Source organism: Bacterioplanoides sp., assembly GCF_965226395.1.
GTDB lineage: Bacteria > Pseudomonadota > Gammaproteobacteria > Pseudomonadales > Oceanobacteraceae > Bacterioplanoides.
The window spans coordinates 967,340-988,758 of sequence record NZ_OZ245358.1 but is presented as its reverse complement, the minus strand read 5'-3'; the positions used below and the strand labels follow the sequence as shown (position 1 = coordinate 988,758).

The 21,419-nt window shown below is 50.7% G+C and carries 23 protein-coding genes; 18 read left to right on the top strand and 5 right to left on the bottom strand.

The features are described 5' to 3' along the window. Position 1 precedes the first annotated feature (1 nt). From flhB to ACO05E_RS04395, 18 genes are all read left to right on the top strand, one after another. Complete coding sequence (flhB, locus tag ACO05E_RS04480; protein WP_419811789.1) at positions 2 to 1,156, top strand: flagellar biosynthesis protein FlhB; 1,155 nt, start codon at positions 2 to 4, stop codon at positions 1,154 to 1,156. Between the two features lie 135 nt (positions 1,157 to 1,291). Next, complete coding sequence (gene flhA / locus ACO05E_RS04475; protein ID WP_419811788.1) at positions 1,292 to 3,499, top strand: flagellar biosynthesis protein FlhA; 2,208 nt, start codon at positions 1,292 to 1,294, stop codon at positions 3,497 to 3,499. 44 nt (positions 3,500 to 3,543) lie between these two features. Further along, a complete protein-coding gene (locus tag ACO05E_RS04470; protein WP_419811787.1) occupies positions 3,544 to 5,094 on the top strand; it encodes a hypothetical protein in 1,551 nt (516 codons plus the stop codon). Positions 5,095 to 5,100: 6 nt separating this feature from the next. Continuing rightward, positions 5,101 to 5,919 (top strand): MinD/ParA family protein, encoded by an 819-nt coding sequence (locus ACO05E_RS04465; protein ID WP_419811786.1) that lies wholly within the window; start codon positions 5,101 to 5,103, stop codon positions 5,917 to 5,919. Positions 5,920 to 5,922: 3 nt separating this feature from the next. Further along, on the top strand, positions 5,923 to 6,654 hold the full coding sequence (locus tag ACO05E_RS04460) for an RNA polymerase sigma factor FliA (RefSeq protein ID WP_419811785.1): 732 nt from the start codon (positions 5,923 to 5,925) through the stop codon (positions 6,652 to 6,654). Between the two features lie 227 nt (positions 6,655 to 6,881). Continuing rightward, entirely contained in the window at positions 6,882 to 7,268 is a 387-nt protein-coding gene (cheY, locus tag ACO05E_RS04455; RefSeq protein ID WP_255858890.1) for a chemotaxis response regulator CheY, read from the top strand. A gap of 15 nt (positions 7,269 to 7,283) precedes the next feature. Continuing rightward, on the top strand, positions 7,284 to 8,084 hold the full coding sequence (locus tag ACO05E_RS04450; protein WP_419811784.1) for a protein phosphatase CheZ: 801 nt from the start codon (positions 7,284 to 7,286) through the stop codon (positions 8,082 to 8,084). A 12-nt stretch (positions 8,085 to 8,096) separates the two neighbouring features. Beyond that, positions 8,097 to 10,385 (top strand): chemotaxis protein CheA, encoded by a 2,289-nt coding sequence (locus ACO05E_RS04445; protein WP_419811783.1) that lies wholly within the window; start codon positions 8,097 to 8,099, stop codon positions 10,383 to 10,385. A 114-nt stretch (positions 10,386 to 10,499) separates the two neighbouring features. Then, the gene (locus tag ACO05E_RS04440; protein ID WP_419811782.1) at positions 10,500 to 11,519 is read left to right on the top strand and encodes a protein-glutamate methylesterase/protein-glutamine glutaminase; all 1,020 of its coding nucleotides are present in this window, start codon (positions 10,500 to 10,502) and stop codon (positions 11,517 to 11,519) included. Positions 11,520 to 11,530: 11 nt separating this feature from the next. Next, on the top strand, positions 11,531 to 12,271 hold the full coding sequence (locus ACO05E_RS04435) for a flagellar motor protein (RefSeq protein WP_419811781.1): 741 nt from the start codon (positions 11,531 to 11,533) through the stop codon (positions 12,269 to 12,271). A gap of 1 nt (position 12,272) precedes the next feature. Then, complete coding sequence (locus ACO05E_RS04430) at positions 12,273 to 12,983, top strand: flagellar motor protein MotB (RefSeq protein ID WP_419811780.1); 711 nt, start codon at positions 12,273 to 12,275, stop codon at positions 12,981 to 12,983. Between the two features lie 118 nt (positions 12,984 to 13,101). After that, positions 13,102 to 13,878 (top strand): ParA family protein, encoded by a 777-nt coding sequence (locus ACO05E_RS04425; RefSeq protein WP_419811779.1) that lies wholly within the window; start codon positions 13,102 to 13,104, stop codon positions 13,876 to 13,878. Position 13,879: 1 nt separating this feature from the next. After that, positions 13,880 to 14,350 carry a hypothetical protein gene (locus tag ACO05E_RS04420; RefSeq protein WP_419811778.1) on the top strand — a complete coding sequence of 157 codons (471 nt, stop codon included), beginning with the start codon at positions 13,880 to 13,882 and terminating at the stop codon, positions 14,348 to 14,350. Continuing rightward, positions 14,343 to 15,254, top strand: coding sequence for a chemotaxis protein CheW (locus ACO05E_RS04415; protein ID WP_419811777.1), 912 nt, complete (start codon positions 14,343 to 14,345; stop codon positions 15,252 to 15,254). The genes ACO05E_RS04420 and ACO05E_RS04415 overlap by 8 nt, the downstream gene beginning before the upstream one ends. Positions 15,255 to 15,410: 156 nt before the next feature. After that, a complete protein-coding gene (locus tag ACO05E_RS04410) occupies positions 15,411 to 15,893 on the top strand; it encodes a chemotaxis protein CheW (protein WP_255858899.1) in 483 nt (160 codons plus the stop codon). A gap of 9 nt (positions 15,894 to 15,902) precedes the next feature. After that, entirely contained in the window at positions 15,903 to 16,277 is a 375-nt protein-coding gene (locus ACO05E_RS04405) for a DUF2802 domain-containing protein (protein ID WP_419811776.1), read from the top strand. Between the two features lie 162 nt (positions 16,278 to 16,439). Further along, positions 16,440 to 16,685, top strand: coding sequence for a hypothetical protein (locus tag ACO05E_RS04400; RefSeq protein ID WP_419811775.1), 246 nt, complete (start codon positions 16,440 to 16,442; stop codon positions 16,683 to 16,685). A gap of 81 nt (positions 16,686 to 16,766) precedes the next feature. Continuing rightward, positions 16,767 to 17,792 (top strand): AraC family transcriptional regulator, encoded by a 1,026-nt coding sequence (locus tag ACO05E_RS04395; protein ID WP_419811774.1) that lies wholly within the window; start codon positions 16,767 to 16,769, stop codon positions 17,790 to 17,792. On the opposite strand, the gene ACO05E_RS04390 is transcribed toward ACO05E_RS04395, so the two are convergent. The 5 genes from ACO05E_RS04390 to nrdB form a co-directional block, all read right to left on the bottom strand. Then, the gene (locus ACO05E_RS04390) at positions 17,756 to 18,670 is read right to left on the bottom strand and encodes a hypothetical protein (protein ID WP_419811773.1); all 915 of its coding nucleotides are present in this window, start codon (positions 18,668 to 18,670) and stop codon (positions 17,756 to 17,758) included. The genes ACO05E_RS04395 and ACO05E_RS04390 overlap by 37 nt on opposite strands. 42 nt (positions 18,671 to 18,712) lie before the next feature. Further along, positions 18,713 to 19,189, bottom strand: a complete 477-nt coding sequence (gene bcp / locus ACO05E_RS04385) for a thioredoxin-dependent thiol peroxidase (protein WP_419811772.1) — start codon at positions 19,187 to 19,189, stop codon at positions 18,713 to 18,715. A 143-nt stretch (positions 19,190 to 19,332) separates the two neighbouring features. Continuing rightward, positions 19,333 to 19,611 carry a hypothetical protein gene (locus ACO05E_RS04380; RefSeq protein ID WP_419811771.1) on the bottom strand — a complete coding sequence of 93 codons (279 nt, stop codon included), beginning with the start codon at positions 19,609 to 19,611 and terminating at the stop codon, positions 19,333 to 19,335. Between the two features lie 170 nt (positions 19,612 to 19,781). Then, the gene (gene yfaE / locus ACO05E_RS04375) at positions 19,782 to 20,252 is read right to left on the bottom strand and encodes a class I ribonucleotide reductase maintenance protein YfaE (protein ID WP_419811770.1); all 471 of its coding nucleotides are present in this window, start codon (positions 20,250 to 20,252) and stop codon (positions 19,782 to 19,784) included. A 10-nt stretch (positions 20,253 to 20,262) separates the two neighbouring features. Beyond that, a complete protein-coding gene (gene nrdB / locus ACO05E_RS04370; RefSeq protein WP_419811769.1) occupies positions 20,263 to 21,393 on the bottom strand; it encodes a class Ia ribonucleoside-diphosphate reductase subunit beta in 1,131 nt (376 codons plus the stop codon). Positions 21,394 to 21,419: the final 26 nt, after the last annotated feature.

The following is a 21,419-nucleotide window of genomic DNA, read 5'->3' as shown; positions in this document are numbered from 1 at the left end:
TATGGCAGAAGAAGATTCCAGTCAGGAAAAAACCGAAGAACCCACGGAGCGAAGGCTCCAGAAATCCCGTGAAGAAGGTCAGGTTCCACGCTCTAAAGAATTAGCAACAACCATGGTGTTGGTGATTGGAGCCTTCGGTTTATTAGCCTTTGGTCCATGGATGAGCGAACGGATTAACAGCATTGCGTTACTCAGTTTTAATCTGGAGCGCAGTGCCGTCTTTGACGTCAGCGCTATGTCTATTTATCTGGAAGCGGCGTTATGGGAAGCCACTCTGGCACTGACGCCATGGCTGATTCTGGTATTAATAGCCGCGTTCGCCGGGCCTTTGGGGATTGGTGGTTGGTTGTTTTCGACCAAGGCCATCACCCCAAAACTGGATCGTTTAAACCCGCTCAGCGGCATTAAGCGCATGTTTTCCATGAACTCTCTGGTGGAGTTGGTGAAAGCCTGGGCCAAAGTGCTGGTGGTAGGGGCAGTGGCTGTGGCAGTACTGCTGTTTTCCTTTGATTACATCATGGGGATTAAGCATGAACCCACTGAACTGGCAATTATGCACACCGTGGATACCTTTATCTGGGCGGTGATTTTTTTATGCTTATCCACCATTCTGATTGCCATTGCCGATGTGCCCTGGCAGGTATACAGCCACACCAAAAAGCTGCGCATGTCGCTGCAGGAAATTAAAGACGAATACAAAGAGACTGAAGGTAAACCCGAAGTAAAAAGCCGTATTCGTCAGCTGCAACGCGAAGTGGCGCAACGTCGTATGATGGCGGATGTGCCGGATGCCGATGTGGTGATTACCAACCCGACTCACTATTCCGTCGCATTAAAATACGCTGCAGATTCGATGCAGGCACCGGTACTGGTGGCGAAGGGTAGTGATCAGGTGGCGTTTAAAATCCGCGAAATTGCCAAAGAGCATAACGTCGCGCAAATGCAGGCGCCGCCGCTGGCGCGGGCGTTATTCACCCATGCCAAGGTGGGAGAAGAAATTCCAGAAGGTTTATACGTGGCCGTGGCACAGGTGCTGGCTTATGTCTTTCAGATGGATCAGTTTGTTAAAGGCAATGGGCCGAAGCCAGAGCGTAAACCGGATATGCCAATTCCAAGAGATCTGCGTGTCGACCCTGACGGCAGTACTCCCCATTAATTTTTCCGCTCATTAAATTTTTCTGCCAATTAAATTTTCTGATTGTTCAATTTAGGAAAGCTTCTTGCAGTAGCTGTGATGTTGATGATTTTCTGACACATTTTTACAGACGATTTATACAGGTAGAGAGTACGCATGGCAGTAGCTTCCAGGCAACAGGTCACAGGCCAGCTTAAACAGGCCGCCAGCTTGTTGGCACAGGGAAATTTAGGAATTCCGATTATGGTGTTGGTGCTGCTGGGAATGATGACCCTGCCACTGCCACCCTTTATGCTGGATATGTTCTTTACCTTTAACATCACCTTATCCATCGTGGTGTTGCTGGTGAGCGTGTATGCTCAGCGTCCCCTCGATTTTGCCGTTTTCCCCACCATTCTTCTGGTTGCAACCTTACTGCGACTGGCGTTAAACGTGGCTTCGACGCGGGTGGTTTTGTTGTATGGCCACGAAGGTGGCGATGCGGCCGGTAAAGTGATTGAAGCCTTTGGTGAAGTTCTGATTGGTGGTAACTACGCCGTGGGTCTGGTGGTGTTTACCATTCTGGTAATCATCAACTTTGTGGTAGTGACCAAGGGTGCTGGTCGGGTATCCGAGGTGAGTGCACGTTTTACCCTGGATGCCATGCCGGGTAAACAAATGGCGATTGATGCCGACTTAAACGCCGGATTGATCGAAGCCGAAGAAGCCAAAAAGCGTCGTGGCGATATTGCTGCCGAAGCCGATTTTTACGGTTCAATGGACGGTGCCAGTAAATTCGTAAAAGGTGACGCAGTCGCCGGTATTCTGATTCTGATTATCAACGTCGTGGGTGGTTTAGCCATTGGTATGAGCCAGCACTCACTGGGCTTTGGTGATGCGATCTCCGCCTACAGCTTGTTAGCCATTGGTGATGGTCTGGTGGCGCAGATTCCATCCCTGTTACTGTCAACTGCGACGGCGATTATGGTAACCCGTAACAGCAGTGATGAAGGCATGGGCGATCAGGTGGTGGGCCAGATGTTTGGTTCATCGCGCACGCTGGGTGTAACTGCGGGTCTGTTATTTCTGATGGGCATCGTGCCGGGCATGCCGCATCTGGTGTTTCTCAGCGCCGCCGCCGCGTGTGGCACGGCCGCCTACTTTTCTCACTGGAAAACCGAAGGTGGCAAGCTGGGTGATGCCATTGCTCAGCGTTTAGGCAGTCAGCCTAAAGTGGCTGCAGCTAGCGAAGGGGCTGAACCCGGTAATGCGCTGGCCGCGCCTCAACAGCAGGCTGAAGCAGCGATCAAACAGATGGAAGTTAAAGAGCTGGGCTGGGATGACGTTGAACCGGTGGATCGCGTTGGTCTGGAAGTGGGTTATCGTCTGATCCCGCTGGTGGATAAAAATCAGGGTGGGCAACTGCTGAACCGCATTAAGGGCGTTCGTCGTAAGCTGTCCCAGGATTTAGGTTTCCTGATGCCGTCGGTGCATATCCGCGACAACCTCGACCTGATGCCCAATCAATACCGTGTGACCCTGATGGGTGTGACGCTGGCTGAAGCCGAAATTTATCCCGAGCGTGAGCTGGCGATTAACCCGGGTCAGGTGTTTGGCAAAATTGATGGCCTGGCGACGCAGGACCCGGCGTTTGGTCTGGAGGCCTTCTGGATTGATGCTGAGCAGAAAGACCGGGCACAAACACTGGGTTACACCGTGGTCGACGCCAGTACCGTGGTGGCGACTCACATCAATCAGAAATTACAAAAACACGCTCATGAATTAATCGGCCATGAGGATGCTCAGAAGCTGGTGGATATGCTGGCCAAAACCTCGCCGAAACTGGCCGAAGAACTGGTGCCGAATACCGTCAGCATCAGCCAGTTACTTAATGTCTTGCAGACCCTGTTGAAAGACGGTGTGCCGGTACGTGACCTGCGTTCTATCGCCGAGTCTTTGGCGAATATGGGTGGTCAGAGTCAAGATACCGCCGCCATGGTCAGCGCAGCGCGACTGTCGCTGGCACGGATGATCGTCCAGAGCGTCTTTGGTAATGAGGATGAGCTACCGGTTATCACTCTGGAACCACAGTTGGAACAGTTGTTGCTTAAGACCTTGCAGCAGAGTGCGCAACAGGGAGCACAATACGGCTTGATACTGGAGCCGGGCATGGCCGAAACCCTGCAACGTTCTCTGGCTGACGCGGCTCAGGAACAAGAAATCGCAGGTCGACCAGCGGTACTGTTGGTGACCTCACAGCTGCGCGCAGCCATGGCGGAATTTATCCGTAACGGCATTGAAGCACTGACGGTGCTGGCCTATCAGGAAATTCCTGATAACAAGAGCATTACCATTGTGGCAAACGTGGGTGCTCAGAATACTTAATCTGACGTTGATTAACCGAACGTGTTAATGACCGGGATCTGACTATGAAAGTGAAACGCTTTGTAGCTGCCAATATGCAGCTTGCTTTACGCAAAGTCTCGCAGGAGCTGGGGACAGATGCGGTCATTATGTCGAGTAAAAAAGTGGCCGACGGCTTTGAAGTGGTTGCTGCCCTGGATTACCAGTCAAGTGCTCCAAATGCTGACAAAGACGTGGAACGCCAGCTGGAATTACAGCGCGAATTGGAAGCAGCCCGGGCTAGTCGAAACGGCACCTCTGGAAGCAACACCTCTGGAAACAACACCCAAAGAAGCAACAGCCGCTCTGAGCAGGAGCAACGACTGCAATACGCCCGTTCATCCGACCTTAGTTCACCTGAAGGATTAAAAGATGTACTGCAAGGGCTGAAGCAAAAGCGTTATGACCAGGGCACTGGTGCTTCAGCTAATAGCGGATTGGACGAACGCCTGTCATCGCCGTATGCCAACAGCGACTATCGTCCGAATCGACATACCAACGATAACTTGTCTGATCAGGATGAGCGTCCGGGTTACCGCTATCAACGTGAAGAGCGTAAAGAAAGTCTGGCCTCGGTTGAACAGTCGAGCGTAAAGATCGATGCCATGGAAGAACGCGTTGCAGCATCCGAAGCCCGTTATGGTCGTGTCATTGACGCCATGAGCGATGAGCTGCGCGAGTTAAAAAACTGGATGGTCAGCCATCAGGGCAGCGCCTGGGATACCGGTCGGCCATTAACCTGGCAACAATCTCAGTTATGGCAGCGTTGTCAGGACGTTGGTCTGGAGCCAGCCTGGGCGGATCGTATTGCCAGTCAGATACCCGATGGACAGTCGATTGAAGACTCCTGGCAGCAGGCGCTGAAGCTTATTGCCCGTGATCTGCCGGTAGCACCACCACAGTTGCTGGAAAAAGGTGGCCGTTATGCGCTGGTTGGGCCAACCGGAGCCGGTAAAACCACCACTATCGGTAAACTGGCGGGGCAGTTTGTTATTCATCATGGGGCCGACAGCGTCGCCTTGATCACTCTGGATAATTACCGGGTTGCGGCACACGATCAGATCGGTACTTTTTCGCGCATTCTGGGAGTTGAGCTCCATAAAGTCAGTAACGAACAAGAGCTCAAACAGGCGTTATTAAAAACCCAGCACAAAAAGCTGGTGCTGGTGGATAGCGCCGGATTAGCCAGTCAGGACACCCACTTTCAGACACAATTGTCTATGCTTAAGAAAGTGCGTTCCGGGCTGCAAAAATTATTGGTATTGCCACTGACCAGTCAGGGGCGATGCTTGCAGGAAAACTACGAACATTTTAAAGCAGCCGGTTTGACCGGGTGTATATTTACCAAACTGGATGAGTGTTTCAGCCTTGGGCCAGCAATGAGTGTGGCGGCCTTAACCCAGCTACCGGTCACGATTGTAACCGACGGACCACATATACCGGATGATGTGCATTATCCGGATGCCGATAAGATGGTTAAGTTGTCTGAACAAATGGCTCGTATGGCGCGTACCCGCTGGCAAGCGGCAGGCGCGATGCACATGGCTACTCAATCCCGTTTTCAACAAGGAGCATAATCGGATATGTCGAGGCATCCCGTACAAGTGATCGCTGTCACCGGTGGTAAAGGCGGTGTGGGCAAAAGTAATGTATCGGTGAACCTGGCTATTTCGCTGGCTGATATGGGCCGTCGTGTTGTCGTTCTGGATGCGGATCTGGGCCTGGCGAATATTGATATTTTGTTAGGCATCAGTTCAAACAAAACCATCGAAAACGTGTTGCAGGGCGAGTGCGACTTACGTGATGTGATGGTGAAAGGCCCGGGCGGAATCCGTATTGTTCCGGCTTCATCAGGTACGCAAAAGCTGTCGCAGTTGAATGCGATGGAGCATGCCGGTCTGATTCAGGCGTTCAGTGATATTGGTGACGATGTTGATGTGTTAATCGTCGATACGGCGGCGGGTATTTCTGACACTGTGATGAGTTTTGTCCGGGCCGCTCAGGAAGTGCTGATGGTGGTCACCGACGAACCCACTTCCATCACCGATGCTTACGCTCAGATTAAGCTGCTGAATCGTGACTATGGGGTCTTTCGTTTCCGTATTATTGCCAATATGGTCAAGTCACCGCAGGAAGGTAATGCGTTATTTGGTAAGCTGACCAAGGTGACCGATCGTTTTCTTGATGTTGCCATGCAGTACGTGGGGGCGATTCCTCAGGATGATGCCATCAAGCGTGCGGTTCAGCGCCAGAAAGCCGTGGTGGATGCTTATCCCCGGGCGAAAGCGTCGACCGCCTTTAAAGCGTTGGCGAAAAAAGTGGATTCGTGGCCGCTGCCATCGACACCACGGGGTCACCTGGAGTTTTTTGTTGATCGGTTGGTGCAGGAAACAGAGGCTTGAGTTGTGTCTGCTGGAAGTTGTCTGGTGTATAGCGAAGTTCAGAACAATAATGTCGACGAATTAATCCGTCAGCACGCACCGCTGGTTAAACGCATTGCCCATCATATGCTGGGCCGTTTACCCGATAGTGTGCAGGTGGATGATCTGATTCAGTCCGGCATGATTGGTCTGCTCGAAGCGGCGCGCAAATACGATGGTGGTAAAGGGGCCAGTTTTGAAACCTATGCCGGTATTCGTATTCGTGGTGCCATGCTGGATGAAATCCGCCGCGGTGATTGGGCGCCACGCTCGGTTCATCGCAACAGTCGACGTATTTCTGATGCCATCAAGCAGGTGGAAAGTATCAAAGGACGCGATGCCGAAGACGCCGAAGTGGCGGAACATCTGGGCATCTCTCAGGAAGAATATCACGCCATCTTACAAGACAGTGCCGGTTGCCGTTTATTCAGCTACGAAGAAGTGCTGGAGAAAACCGAATCCGGTGCTGATGTGTTTGTGGGTGAAAACCCCAACCCGCTGGAAGGTATTGAGCGTGGTGCGTTTCAGCAACACCTGGCCGAAGCGATTAAATTATTGCCCGAGCGGGAGCAGTTGGTGCTGGCGTTGTATTACGATGAAGAGCTCAACCTGAAGGAGATTGGTGCGGTGCTCGGAGTCAGTGAAAGCCGCGTCAGTCAGCTTCACAGTCAGGCGGCAGCACGATTACGCTCGCGTTTATCCGACTGGATTCACTAACCTGCCCGATACCGCTGGCCCGTTTGCTACTGGTCTCGCGTGTTCTCTTATCAGTTATCTCTAACCTGCTGATTCGCAAAGAAAGTTGACCTGCTTCCGGTTTCTGACAGGTTATCGCAAAAGAATCACTCTTATCCCTGATTCCTTTCTGGATAAAGCCCCGACACGGTCTACACTAAATCTAAGTAACGACTTGGAATGTGCAAAGTCGATTAGTGGAGGTCGTTTTGGACAAAAATATGAAGATTCTTATCGTTGATGATTTTTCTACGATGAGACGAATTGTCAAAAATCTATTGCGTGATCTGGGTTTCACCAATACCGCAGAAGCCGACGATGGTACAACCGCGTTGCCGATGCTGGAAAACGGGGATTTTGATTTTCTGGTCACCGATTGGAATATGCCAGGGATGACAGGCCTCGATTTGCTGAAGAAGGTACGGGCGGATGATCGTCTGAAATCCTTGCCGGTACTGATGGTCACTGCGGAAGCCAAGCGCGATCAGATTGTCGCAGCCGCCCAGGCGGGTGTGAATGGTTACGTGGTGAAACCATTTACCGCCGCTGTTCTTAAGGAAAAAATCGATAAGATTTTTGAACGAGTCGAAGGCTAACCAGAAGGCAAACTCATGGCTGATATCACAGCTGATACCACAGGACCGGGAGATGGCCAGGAAGTTGGCTCTGAGATCCGTTCGCTTGCTGAAGACATGCTGAAGCAGCTGGAAAATGGCAATCTGGGTAAAGCCGTTGCCATGGTGAACGATCTTAACGAGGTTCGTGACCGTACGTTATACGATGAAATTGGTCACTTAACCCGGGCATTACATGAGTCAATTAAAAACCTGAAAATTGACTCGATTGGTGCCGGATCTGAGATTGAGCACGCAACCGACAAGCTGGCGTATGTGGTTGAAATGACCGATAAATCAGCAAATCGCACCATGGATCTGGTGGATGCCAGTTTGCCGCTGGCAGCCGATATCCAGGGGCGGGCGTCGGCTTTGTCAACTCAATGGCAGCGTTTCCTGAATAAAGAATTAAGGCCTGAAGAATTTCGCACGTTAACAAAAGACATCAACATCTTTTTGCAGGACAGTGCGCAACAGTCACAGACCCTGCAAGGGCAGTTGTCCGACATTATGTTGGCGCAGGACTTTCAGGATTTAACCGGTCAGGTCATTCATAAAGTGGCTGATCTGGTACGCGAAGTAGAAACCCGTTTAGTAAACCTGGTAGCGATGGCAGGGCATATTGACTCCATCACAGGAATTACTCATTCGGATTTAGAGGTTGTCACTGAAACTGAAGAGGCGGCACCAGAAGAAGCAAATATTGTTGCTGAAGGTCCGCAAATTAACAAAGACAGTGATGATGTAGTGAGCAGCCAGGATGACGTTGATGATCTGTTATCCAGTCTTGGCTTTTAAAGGAGCTAACGGATGAGTTTCGATGCAGATGAAGAAATCCTCCAGGATTTTTTGATTGAAGCCGGAGAAATTCTTGAATTACTCTCCGAGCAGCTCGTCGATCTTGAACAGCGACCCGATGATAATGATCTGTTAAATGCTATTTTCCGTGGTTTCCACACGGTGAAAGGTGGTGCAGGTTTCTTACAGTTACATGCTCTGGTTGATTGTTGTCACGCCGCTGAAAACGTCTTTGATACCTTACGAAATGGTAATCGCAGTGTTAATCCGGATCTGATGGACGTCGTACTTCAGGCATTGGATTCGGTTAACGAAATGTTTGAAAGCGTTCGTTCCGGCGCTGAGCCTGAAGCGGCTGATCCGGCTTTGATCGAACGTCTGCATCAGCTGGCTTTACCGGAAGGTGAGGGCGAGAGTGATTCGGCCCCGGTGGCTGAGGACATTCAGGTTACTGCTGAGCCGTCGGCTGTTGCTGACGCGGTTGAACAGCCTGCTGAAGAAGCGGTCGCTGAACCTGTTGCAGCCGCTGAAGCGGACTCCGGTGATATCACTGACGACGAATTTGAGCAATTGCTGGACGCACTGGACGGCACGGCGGATACGCCTGCTGCCGCGGAACCATCTGCGCCCGATAACAGCGTTGCTGCGGATAACGATGCCGGTGCCGAGTTGTTTATCGATACCGATAGTGCAGCGGATCCGGAATCCGATGATGAAATTACCGAAGATGAGTTTGAAGCCTTGCTGGATCAGATTCATGGTAAAGGTAAACATGTCTCAGCGGATGTCGCCAAACAAACAGCACCTGAGCCTGCCGCGGCAGAACCCGCTGCACCGTCGTCGGGTGATGATCTGATTACTGATTCTGAATTTGAAGAATTACTCGATCGTTTACACGGCAAAGGCAAACATTCTGCTTCGGCAGCGGATGAGGCGGCTCCGGCTGCACCACAAGCCGCAGCTGAGGCACCGAAGGCTGCCGCACCTGAACAAGCGCCTGTAGCCAAAGCCGCACCTAAGCCTGAAAGCGCTGCTAAACCGGCGCCAAAGGCCGAGCCAAAACCGGCTGCAGCCGCCAAACCCGCTGCGAAGTCAGCGGCTAAACGTCCGGCTGAAAAAGACAGTGCCCCGGCGGCTGAAGCCACCGTTCGGGTTGATACCAAACGCCTGGATGACATCATGAATATGGTGGGCGAGCTGGTACTGGTACGTAACCGTCTGGTGCGTTTGGGGTTAAAGAGTAACGATGAGTCGATGTCAAAAGCGGTTGCCAATCTGGATGTGGTGACGGGTGACTTACAGGCATCGGTGATGAAAACCCGGATGCAGCCGATCAAAAAAGTGTTTGGTCGCTTCCCTCGGGTTGTACGTGACCTGGCTCGTCAGCTGAAGAAAGAAATTAACCTTGAACTGCGCGGTGAAGAAACCGACCTGGATAAAAACCTGGTGGAAGCGCTGGCCGATCCATTGGTTCACCTGGTGCGTAACGCGGTTGACCACGGTGTGGAAATGCCGGACGTGCGTGAGCAGGCAGGTAAAGCTCGTGTTGGCACGGTGGTGTTATCAGCCGAGCAGGAAGGTGACCATATTCTGCTGATCATCGAAGACGATGGTGGCGGTATGGATGCCGATGTTTTACGCCGCAAAGCGGTCGAAAAAGGTGTGATGGATCAGGATGCGGCGGATCGTTTGAGTGAAAACGAATGCTACAACCTGATTTTTGCCCCGGGCTTCTCCACCAAAGAACAGATCTCTGATGTGTCCGGACGTGGTGTTGGCATGGATGTGGTGAAAACCAAAATCACCCAGTTGAACGGTACCATCAATATCGATTCAGAGATGGGTAAAGGCACCAGTATCCGCATCAAGGTGCCATTAACGCTGGCGATTATGCCTACGCTGATGGTGATGCTGAAAGATCAGGCATTCGCTTTCCCATTGGTGAGTGTGAACGAAATCTTCCACCTCGACCTTACCCAGACCAATATTGTTGATGGTCAGGAAGTCGTGGTGGTACGTGAAAAACCAGTGCCGCTGTTCCACCTTAAGCGCTGGCTGGTCAAAGGTGAAGCACACGCCAAAGCGGATGAGACAGCACACGTTGTGGTGGTGTCGGTGGGGACCAAGCGCGTTGGTTTTGTGGTGGATCAGTTAATTGGTCAGGAAGAAGTGGTGATCAAGCCGCTGGGTAAAATGCTGCATGGCACTGCGGGTATGGCCGGGGCAACGATTACCGGTGATGGCCGTATTGCGCTGATTCTCGATATTCCAAGCATGCTGAACCATTACTCATCGCACTGATGTGCGGTTGAGGCCATAAGTGGCCTGGCCACATAAGATACTCCCGCTTTGGCGGGAGCATCCTGTTAACAACATATCTCGTTGACTGAGCGGGGTGTTATCGAGGGAAATTGAGTGACGATTCGTGTTCTGGTCGTGGATGATTCTGGCTTTTTCCGACGCCGGGTGTCTGAAATTATTAATGCCGATGGTCGTATGGAAGTGGTGGGTGACGCCGCCAATGGTCGTGAAGCGGTTGAATTAAACGAGTCGCTGAAGCCTGATGTCATCACCATGGATTACGAAATGCCGGTGATGGACGGCATCACCGCCGTGCGTACCATCATGCAACAACGTCCGGTGCCGATTCTGATGTTCTCTTCTCTGACGTTTGAAGGAGCACGAGTCACACTGGATGCGCTGGATGCCGGAGCACTCGACTTCTTATCGAAAAACTTTGATGCCATTGCCAAAGGTACGGCAGAAGTCCGCAAAGCACTGACTAATAAAATTGCCGCAGTCGCCAAAAATCAGACTCGGGTTATGCCAGCGGCGAGCAGCCGCCCAGCAGCCCCTAAACCCATTGGTAAGACCGATCTGGTTATGATCGGCACCTCAACCGGTGGCCCGGCGGCGCTACAGACCTTGTTTAAAACCTTATCAGCCGGCTTTAAAACGCCGATTGTGATTATTCAGCATATGCCCGGCTCCTTTACCAAAGCCTTTGCTGAACGCTTAAATGCCATGAGCCCGTTAACGGTGAAAGAAGCGGAAGAAGGCGACTTATTAAAGCCTGGCCATGTGTATGTTGCACCGGGTGGTATGCAGCTGATGGTGGATAAACGCAACGGTGGATCGATTCATATTCATGAAAGTGATCAGCGGGTTAATTATCGCCCCAGTGTTGATATTGCTTTTGCGTCGGCTGCCAAGCACTTTGGCCGCAATACGCTGGGCGTGGTGTTAACAGGTATGGGTTCTGATGGTAAAGAAGGTGCCCGTTTATTAAAACAGGCCGGTTCAACCATCTGGGCTCAGGATGAAGAAAGCAGTGTGATTTTTGGTATGCCTTTAGCCGTCATTAAAGAAGGCATCAGCGACGAAGTATTAGCGTTGAAAGATGTCGGCCCAAGGCTGAGCAAAGATGTAGGCTGACGGAGAAGAACATGGATCGTTGGAGCCTGGTAATCGTTGGTTTGGCCCTTATGGTTGTGGTGATGGGCCATACTCTGGAAGGCGGCGCGTTGAGTTTACTGTGGAACCCGGCAGCGGCTCTGATCGTGTTTGCTGGTTCTTTTTTTGCCGCATTGGCGCAAATCCCCAAATCCTATCTGAAACCTCTGGCTGGCATGCTTAGCTGGCTGTTCGCGCCACCGGTTTATTCGTTTGATGGCCTGATCAACAAACTGGTGACCTGCGGTAATGCGTTACGCCGTGATGGTATTCTGGCGCTGGAACGCCTGGCCAATAGTGAAATGGACCCCGCCTTTAAAAAAGCACTGACATTACTGGTTGATGGTTACGATGATGACACCATGAAAGCCACCATGGAGCTGGAGCTTAAATCCCTCGAAGAGCGTGACCTCGATATTGTCTCGGTACTGGATAACCTGGCTGGTTATCTGCCAACTTTGGGTATTGTTGGTGCTGTGTTGGGCCTGATGCAGGTGTTATCGAATATTCAGCAGCCGGAAGCCCTGGCACAAGGTATTGCCACCGCGTTTGTTGCTACTTTTTATGGGGTGGCGGCGGCTAATCTGGTGGTGATCCCGATTGCCAATACATTGCGGCAATACATTGCCATCCGTAAACGTTACTACGACACCATGCTGCTTGGACTGTTATCGGTGCGCGAAGGGGTTAACCCAATTGCGTTGCGCTTCCGGTTGCAGGGTATGGTGCTCTGATATGTCTGACAACAGCGGTCGTAGCAAGAGTGCAGGCCCGGACCCACATCGCTGGCTGGTATCGTACGCCGATTATATGACGCTGCTGTGTGCCTTTTTTATCATGCTGTATGCCCTGCAGCTGATTGACGAAGAAGAGGGTGCCGCCATTCGCAGTGAAATCGAAGCCGTCTTCTCCAATCAGCTCCCCATCACCGAACTACCGGTGCCACAACTCTCCACACCGTTGGCTAAAGGTAATGGTTTATTACCGTTATTGGCCGATATTCGTCAGGTGACTCAAATAATTCCGGAATCGGACGATATAGAGGTAAATGGTGAAGAAGACTGGATCAGTGTCTCCCTGAATGCCGACTTATTGTTTGCCAGTGGTCAGACCCGGCTGCGTGACGAAGCATTACCACTGATTGAGGCCATTGCCGAACATTTACGCGGCTGGCCGTTTCCGATCAATGTTCAGGGACACAGTGACGATACCCCGGCGACGGGGGTCAGCAATTGGGAAATTTCGGTGTTAAGGGCTGCGTCAGTGGTTCAGAACCTGGTGTTATACGGCGTCGCGCCACAACGGATGGCGGCCATGGGCATGTCCCATTACCACCCGGTTGATGAAGGCAGCTCAGATGAAGCGAAGGCGAAAAACCGACGGGTAGTGATTTTTATGACTCAGGGTTCGTTTGACAAACCCTGGTCGCGGCCATCGGAGCCTTAAAACGACTGACGGCTATTTCGGTAATTGACACAGTTTTTGCTTTCTTCACCGGTTAGCCCTGCGTTGCGTCAAGATGCAGGGCCAAGACTCGGCAATAAACGAACAGAAGGTGGCATCAGTGAGAATCTGGTCAATTGCAAATCAAAAAGGTGGCGTGGGTAAAACCACCAGTGTGGTATCGCTGGGGGGATTACTGGCTGAGCAGGGCCATCGTGTGTTATTGGTTGATCTTGACCCCCACGGCTCATTAACCAGTTACTTCAAACAAGATCCTGACAGTCTGGATCGCAGCCTGTATCACTTATTTTTTGAGCAACGCCATAAAGATAAAGCCTTTGTTCAGAGTGTTCTCAAGCCAACCAGCCTTCCCAGTGTTTCTTTATTACCGGCAACCACATCGCTGGCAACGCTGGAGCGTCAGGTGAGTGGTCAGGATGGCATGGGCTTAGTGCTGGCGCGAAGTCTGGCGCAGCTGTGGGATGATTATGATTATGTCTTGCTGGATACGCCTCCGATTCTTGGCGTGTTATTAGTCAATGCACTGGCGGCTTGTCAGCGGCTGGTGATACCCACTCAGACCGAACATCTGGCGATGAAAGGTCTGGAACGTATGATTCATACCTTAAAAATGGTGATGCGCTCGCAAAACCGCAATTTGCCTTACACCATTGTCCCAACCTTATTTGACCGGCGTACCGGTGCATCGCTTACTACTTTAAAAGAAATGCGGCGCACTTATACCGATACACTCTGGGAAGAAGCCATTCCGGTGGATACCCGCCTGCGTGATGCCAGCCATCAAGGAATTTTTCCACATCAGCTGGAGCCTGACGGTCGGGGTGTTCGGGCTTATCGCCATTTACTGAAACTGCTGAACGCAACCGCGGAGGCTTAATATGAGCACCGCAGAGAACAATCCATTAGGTGATTATCTGGATGCGTTGCTGGCGCCGCCCGAAGATCCGGCAGCGGATTGGGATGCCTTATTAAAGCAAGCGGTTGAGCCTTTTGCCGAGCAGCCTGAAAAACAAGTTCAGCTTAAGCAACAAGACCAGACCGATCAGCAAGGCGACTCTGATCACAACGAGCAGCCAAAGGCGGCTGTCTTTTCTGCTTCAACCTTAGCCCCCGGGCGTGCTCCGGTGCTGTGTGTGGCAGAGCAGGAATTACCGTTGGCCGGACGTTACAGTTATTTTCTCAATACCCTGATGCTGTTGAAGCAACTGCCAGCCTCACGGCTGCGTTTATGTGTATTGCAGCATTGTGGTCAGACGCTGGCGTCTCTGGGTGATGATCAAAACAGCCAGACGTTACCTTTATGGATAACGGCGTTTAGCCGGGCTGAGCGGGCATTGAGCCATGAATGATAAACAGCCCGAAACCACGATTCTGACGCAATCAGCCACCCGTACGAAATCAACCAATCAGGTGGATGACGTATTACAGGGTTATCTGGATCAGTTATTAGTCACTGCTACCGAAGCTTCTCCTCCTGTTGCAGCCACACAAACGACTGCTGAACGGGTTGCCGTGGCTGAATTACAGCGTGAAGTGCCACAACCGCCGGAAGTTAAAGTTGAACGTCTGAAAGAGCCTGCCAGCCGTCGTCCTTACGCTCCGGCTGAACTGGAACGGCCTGCGCTTAAACCGGCTTTAACTATACCTGAACCTGCCGTGATTCCTGTTGCCTCTGAGTCTGTTGCTTCTGAACCTGAGGTGATAGCCGCTGAACCTGAACCGGTTGAGACTGCGGTTGTCGATCAGGTAGCTGAGGTGGAAACACAGGTACAGGAACACGCAGAAACACACACAACCGAGGCATTAGACTGGCGTTCGGTTCAGGGAGTGGAATGCCTGATCTTTAAAGTGGCGGGGCTGAAGCTGGCGATTCCGTTGTCGCTGTTAGGTGGTGTGCATAACCGCAATGAGAAGATTACTCCCCTGTTTGGCCAGGCCAGCTGGTCGTTGGGGGTGTGGCAGACAGAAGAACAAAAGCTCACCATCATTGATAGTGCCGCCTTGATCATGCCGGAACGCAGCATTTCTCTGCAGGATCAGGGCTACGACTTTGTGATTCAGCTCGATCGCTCACCCTGGGCGCTGGCGTGTCAGGAAATCTGCGAGACGGTAACTCTGGTGCATGACTCGATTAAATGGCGGGGGGACCGCAGTAAACGTCCCTGGCTGGCGGGTACTGTGATTTCTGAAATGTGTGCGCTGGTAGACGTGCCAAATCTGATGGAATTACTGGAACAAAACGTCCGTCAGTGATGCTTTTCCGGCCGTGCTTAGCGGCCGCTTTGGCCCTCCGAACATTCGCTGAAAAAAATACTGAATTTGGCTGGTACACTTTGTGCTCTGATCTATAGTTAAGAGAGGTTTCAACGTCTTTTTGACGCACTGACCCTTTCTTAGTGAGGATGTTTTATGTCAGCAATAGCCGGAAACAAGAGTGCAGACGATCCGGTTCTGCAGTGGGTGACGTTCCGTTTGGAGAACGAAACTTACGGTATTAACGTGATGCAGGTGCAGGAAGTGCTGCGCTACAGTGAAATTGCCCCGGTACCGGGTGCGCCCCCATACGTGTTAGGTATTATCAACCTGCGCGGTAATGTGGTCACTGTAATCGACACGCGCCAGCGCTTTGGTTTACCGACGGCTGACACAACCGACCAGACCCGTATCGTAATTATCGAAGCGGAAAATCAGGTGGTAGGCATTCTCGTGGATGCGGTGGCTGAAGTGGTATATCTACGTCAGTCAGAAATTGAAACCACCCCTAATGTCGGTAACGAAGAGAGTGCCAAGTTTATTCAGGGTGTTTGCCATAAGAACGACGAATTGTTGATTCTGGTTGACCTGGAGAAACTGATGACAGATGAGGAGTGGAACGAGCTTCAAGGTTTATAGAGGTTTGCTATGTCGTCACTGACTCTGGTGCACTGGTTGTTAATCGGCAATTTTGCCATGTTATTGGTTGTTGGCTCCTTTTTATGGTCGTTGCGCCGACAACAGTTACAGGAGCAGTCCAGAGTCAATGCCACTCTGAGTGCACTGGATGAAGCCAATCAGGGGCTGAGTCGCAGTGCCATTGGTATGGGGCGACGTATCAAACAAGTGGAAGCCCGTTTTCAGAAAGTCGAAAAAAAGGCCATGCTGCCCAATACTGACAACAACACCTTTGAGCAGGCTTCTCGTCTGGTGAGCTTAGGAGCGACGGCGGCAGAGCTGATCGACAGTTGTGGTATGGCCAGAGGTGAAGCCGAATTGATGGTGTCCCTAAAGCGGCAATAGATTAACTACGGCTATAGAACGACGGTAGCCAGTTGATGATTTAAATGCCTCCGCCTTAACCGGTGGGGGCGTTTTTGTATCTCCCGCTTATAACAAAAAAATACATCGTCACCTTCTGATCGTTCCTATACTGAAAAGTGTGGCCGATGGCTGGAGGTGAAAATGATGAGAATATTCTGTCTGCTGGTGGTACTGACCGCCATGATGGGAATTCAGGATACCCCAAATACATCCCTGTCTGGCAGCGTCCTGCTGTCGCAACAAATTCACAATGCAAGATTTATGGAGAGGACACCGGAGTTTACCGACCTCTACATCATTCAGACGCCGGATAAAGGCCGCCTGATTACGATTTATTGCAATGCTTCCCACTGCTATAAACGCCGTGGTGTTCATATCAACGTTTAACGGGTTGCGGTTAATATTTGCCCTGCATGGTTGATGAACTTTATGATCAGGCACCTCTGATCTGATAAATGAAGTTACTGCATGTCGCAACCAACCATAAAAACGGTTTCCGGGTTATGGATTCGTGCTCTGCTGATGGGTGCAGAGCATCAGGGTGTTGATCGCCATACTCTGCTGGATGTCGCTGGCATCGATGCAACGTTACTGGATCAGCCTTATTGCCGTATCAGTCTGGAACAAACCTTAATGATCTGGCGTGAGGCGGAGCGGTTATCGCAGGCGTCAGACTTTGGTTTATTAATGGGTGAACAGGTTAAGCCGGGTCATTTCCAGTTATTTGCTCTGAGCCTGATGCACAGTGAAACACTGGCGGCTGCGCTGGAGAAGTCCAATCGTTATACCCGGCTGGTGAGTGATGGTGGGGGTTATGTTCTGACGATTGAAGGAGATCAGGCGGCACTGGTATACCAACCGGCCGCCGATAGTTTCAGCCGTCATCAAATTGATGCCGTGCTGGTATTACTGCGCAACTTCGCCAATTGGTTGACGTGTCAAACACTGACCTTAACCCGGGTGGAGTTAACCCATCAGGCTCCGCAAAGCCTGGATCATTATCAGCGTATTTTTGCCGCGCCGTTGAAGTTTGCCAGCTCGCGTAATGCACTGGTTTTTCCTGCTGCTATTCTGGATGAGCCCTTGGCATTTCGCGATCAGAATTTAGCCGCAGTACACGAACAAATGCTGGAGCAACAGTTGGCGGTATTGGATCAGCCGGATACCGTGCAGCTGATTGAGCAGCTATTGCGTAATGCGGTTGAGCTTACCTTTGATCGTGAAGATATCGCCCGTCATCTGAATATCAGCAGTCGTACCTTACAACGCAAATTGCAGGACGGGGGGACGTCATTTCAGTCGTTGCTGGAGTCAGAACGTAAGCAGCGGGCCGAACATTTGTTGGCACACACACCCATGTCCTTAACAGCCATCAGTGAACAACTGGGCTTTGCTGAAAGCAGTGCTTTTAGTCGCGCATTTAAACGCTGGTTTAACGTCACACCGCTGGAATATCGTCAGAAGCGCCATTCTAACCCGGCAAACAGCCGATAAAGCTCAGCGCTGCCGCTGTTAAACTGATAGCGTTGCTGGCGGTTTTGTTTGCCAAAATCAAAATACTGAAACTCACCGACAACACCCGATTGTACACTGATACGCTGACTCAAACGCCAGCGGTAACGCCATTCCAGCTCTAATCGGAGGTGATTAAAACGGCTGTCCTGATCGCTATCTTGTAGTAGAGAAACGCCATTGTCGCGCAGATAACCGTAGCCTAATGCCAGCTGCCAGTTCAGATTCCAGCCCCAGCGCTGAGCCCGATAGCCTGCGGCAATCTGGCTGATGTCATACAGAGTCGGGGTCAGTACATCAATGCGGCCGGGCTGTTGCTGATTCAGATGAACCGGCTGCTTGTTTTGTTCATAAGCCACGCTCAGGGTATTCAGCCATTTGTCGGCATCGAGCAGCGTAAATTCCAGCCCATAACGCAGTTGTTGATGCTCGATTAATAATGATTGCCCGGAAGCCAGTATCCGGTCCGCGCGGGCCCAGTAAGTGTCTTGTAATAATTCACTGCGTATCTGTTGTTGCTGGTAGTCAGCCATGATGGCCAGCTGAGTATGCTGAAAACGCCGTATCGGGAGGCGGATATGCGCCCTTTGAAACTGAGCATCTTCTTCGGCTTTTGATGCGGCAGTTGGCAGTGCGCTGATCAGCTGAAGCTGTGGTAATTGCGGAAACCAGCGGCTGCGACCGGCAACCGGGTTGTGTGTTAAATAACAGCCTACGGCCAGATACTGATCATCCGCAGAGGCCAGTATATCGGCCATCGGCAAAAAGGATTGTAACCATTGCGGGCCACAGCCAAGAATCTGGCGTGCCTGAAGTGATGCGGAAAAAAATAAAAAAACGAGCAATAAAAAAACTTTCATGGCTCGTTTATCGGCGTTAGCGAACAATTCTTGAAAAGGAAATTACAGCGCTTTCAGAATCGCTAAGACATCGTCGTGATGGGTTTTGGTTTTCACTTTTTCCATGATGTGTACCAGCTCGCCGTCACCATTAATGATAAAGGTCAGACGGTGGATACCTTCGTATTCTTTGCCCATAAACTTTTTCAGTGCCCAAACACCATAAGCATCGGCAATTTTATGTTCCGGGTCAGACAACAGGGTAAAGTTCAGCTCATCACGCTCGGTAAATTTCACCAGACGTTTGGTTTCATCCGGGCTGATTCCCAGTACCACAGCATTCATATCGGCGAATTCCTGCTGGCTGTCACGAATACCACAAGCCTGTACGGTACAACCGGGTGTCATGGCTTTGGGGTAAAAATACAGCACCACGGTTTTACCCTGGAAATCATTCAGGGAGACGGTGTTGCCGTCCTGGTCGACGGTCGAGAAATCCGGCGCGGCTTTGCCAATTTCAGGCAGGTTTAACTTGCTCATACAATGCTCTTATTACGGTATTTTATGATATGGATGTTGTGATTAAGGCTATCGTATGGCGGCAAGAAATCAACCGTGAAAAGAGAAGGGTTTTCACGGTTGTTTTTTCATTTTAATGCAACAAAGCATTACCGTTTAGTGCATTACAGATTAATACACTGCTCTTTCAGATAAGACGTCAGAGTTTCTTTGGCTTTATTGCCTGCCGGGCTGTTACGGAATAAAAACTCGTGGGTTTTATTGTCCATAACCATTAAAACGTCGGCACAGAAATCACCATTATGCTCGGCCCGTACCGGGCGCATACGGGCTTCAACCAGGGTATCCAGATTGATATAAAAGTCGCCCGGAATTTCTTCCAGATGTTCGCGTGCGTGCATGCGCACCATGGCAACATTAGGGGTGATACAGATATAAGACATGCTGGGTTCCCTTTTTGAAATTATAAATGTGGTCATCTTTTTTGATGAGCGACACATAAATGGTAGAGCAAGGGAGGTAAAGAAGAATTGATTTAAAGCAGGGAATTGGCCCTGCTCTAGTAATATTGGTAAAGCCAATAGAAGTAGTAGCAAGGCTAATAGAAATAGAATCAGTCGATCTTAATTTTCAGATCCGATTTCGGAATACAGCAGCAAGGCAGGATTTCATCCTCATTGACCCAAGCCATCGGCTCTTCGCTGTAGTGCACTTCGCCTTCCAGCAATTGCACCCGGCAACTGCCGCAGTAACCTTCACGGCACTGGTAATGAACATCGACTTGCTGCGACTCCAGTGAATCCAGTAGTGTTTTAGCATGCTGAAACTGAACCGCCTGGGTGTTGTTGCCGTGCTCAACGGCGACGGCATACACAGGTTTTGCCATACCATCAAATTCAATCTGAGGGTCGGCTTCCGGTTGTTCGGCATTACCTTCCGGCAGATACAGTTCGCCCTGAATACTCTGGTCATCCACTTCGGGAATCACCGGCTCCAGTTCAAACGAATCATGGCTGAGTGGCTCGGCACTCAGCTGAAAGGCATTGTCTTTATTATCTGGCATGGCTAGTGCGGCAGCAGGCATCCTTGTTACCTCAGAGATCAAAGTCGCCAAAATCGCTGGTATCAACTTCGCTATCGATAGCACCCACCAGATAGGAACTGATTTCTGCTTCTTGTGGGGCAACCTGAACGTTATCGCTGTTTAACCAGGCGTTAATCCACGGCAGCGGATTGTTTTTGGTTTCAAAGATCGGATCAAAACCAAGTGCACCGATACGCTGGTTAGTGATGTATTCCACGTACTGACACAAAATATCTTTGTTCAGGCCAATCATGGAACCGTCTTTAAACAGATATTCGGCCCATTCTTTTTCCTGCTCAGCGGCTTCGCGGAAAATAGTGACCATATCGTCACGGCATTCTTCGGCAATTTCAGCAAATTCAGGATCGTCGTTACCACGCGCCATAATCTGCAACATATGCTGAGTGCCGGTTAAGTGCAGTGCTTCATCACGGGCAATCAGCTTGATGATTTTGGCGTTACCTTCCATCTTGGCTCGTTCAGCAAAGGCAAAGGAGCAGGCAAAACTCACATAAAAACGAATGGCTTCCAGCACGTTAACGGAAATCATCATGCGGTACATACGACGCTTTAATTCACGCAGGCTGATCTCAATGGTTTCGCCATTAATCGTATGGGTGCCTTCGCCTAACTGAACGTAGTAATTCGACAGGGCAATAAAATCGTCGTAATGCTCTGTGACCGACTCAGCACGTTTGGTGATGTGCTCATTTTTGGTGATGTCGTCAAAAATCTCAGCCGGATTCGGCACGATATTTCGCACGATATGGGTGTAAGAACGGCTGTGAATGGTTTCACTGAACGACCAGGTTTCAATCCAGGTTTCCAGCTCCGGCAAAGAGACCACCGGCAGCAAAGCAACGTTAGGAGAGCGACCCTGAACCGAATCCAGCAGCGTTTGATATTTCAGGTTAGAAACAAAAATATGTTTCTCATGATCCGGTAAATCGAGAAAGTCTTTACGGTCGTTGGTTAAATCCACTTCTTCCGGACGCCAGAAAAACGACAGTTGTTTTTCGATCAGATTTTCGAAAATTTTGTGCTTTTGCTGGTCGTAGCGTGCGACGTTGACTTGCTCACCAAAAAACATCGGTTGAGCAAAGGTATCAAATTCGTTGCGATTAAAAGTGGTATAGGCCATTCGTTTCTTCTCAAGGGCGGTACAGC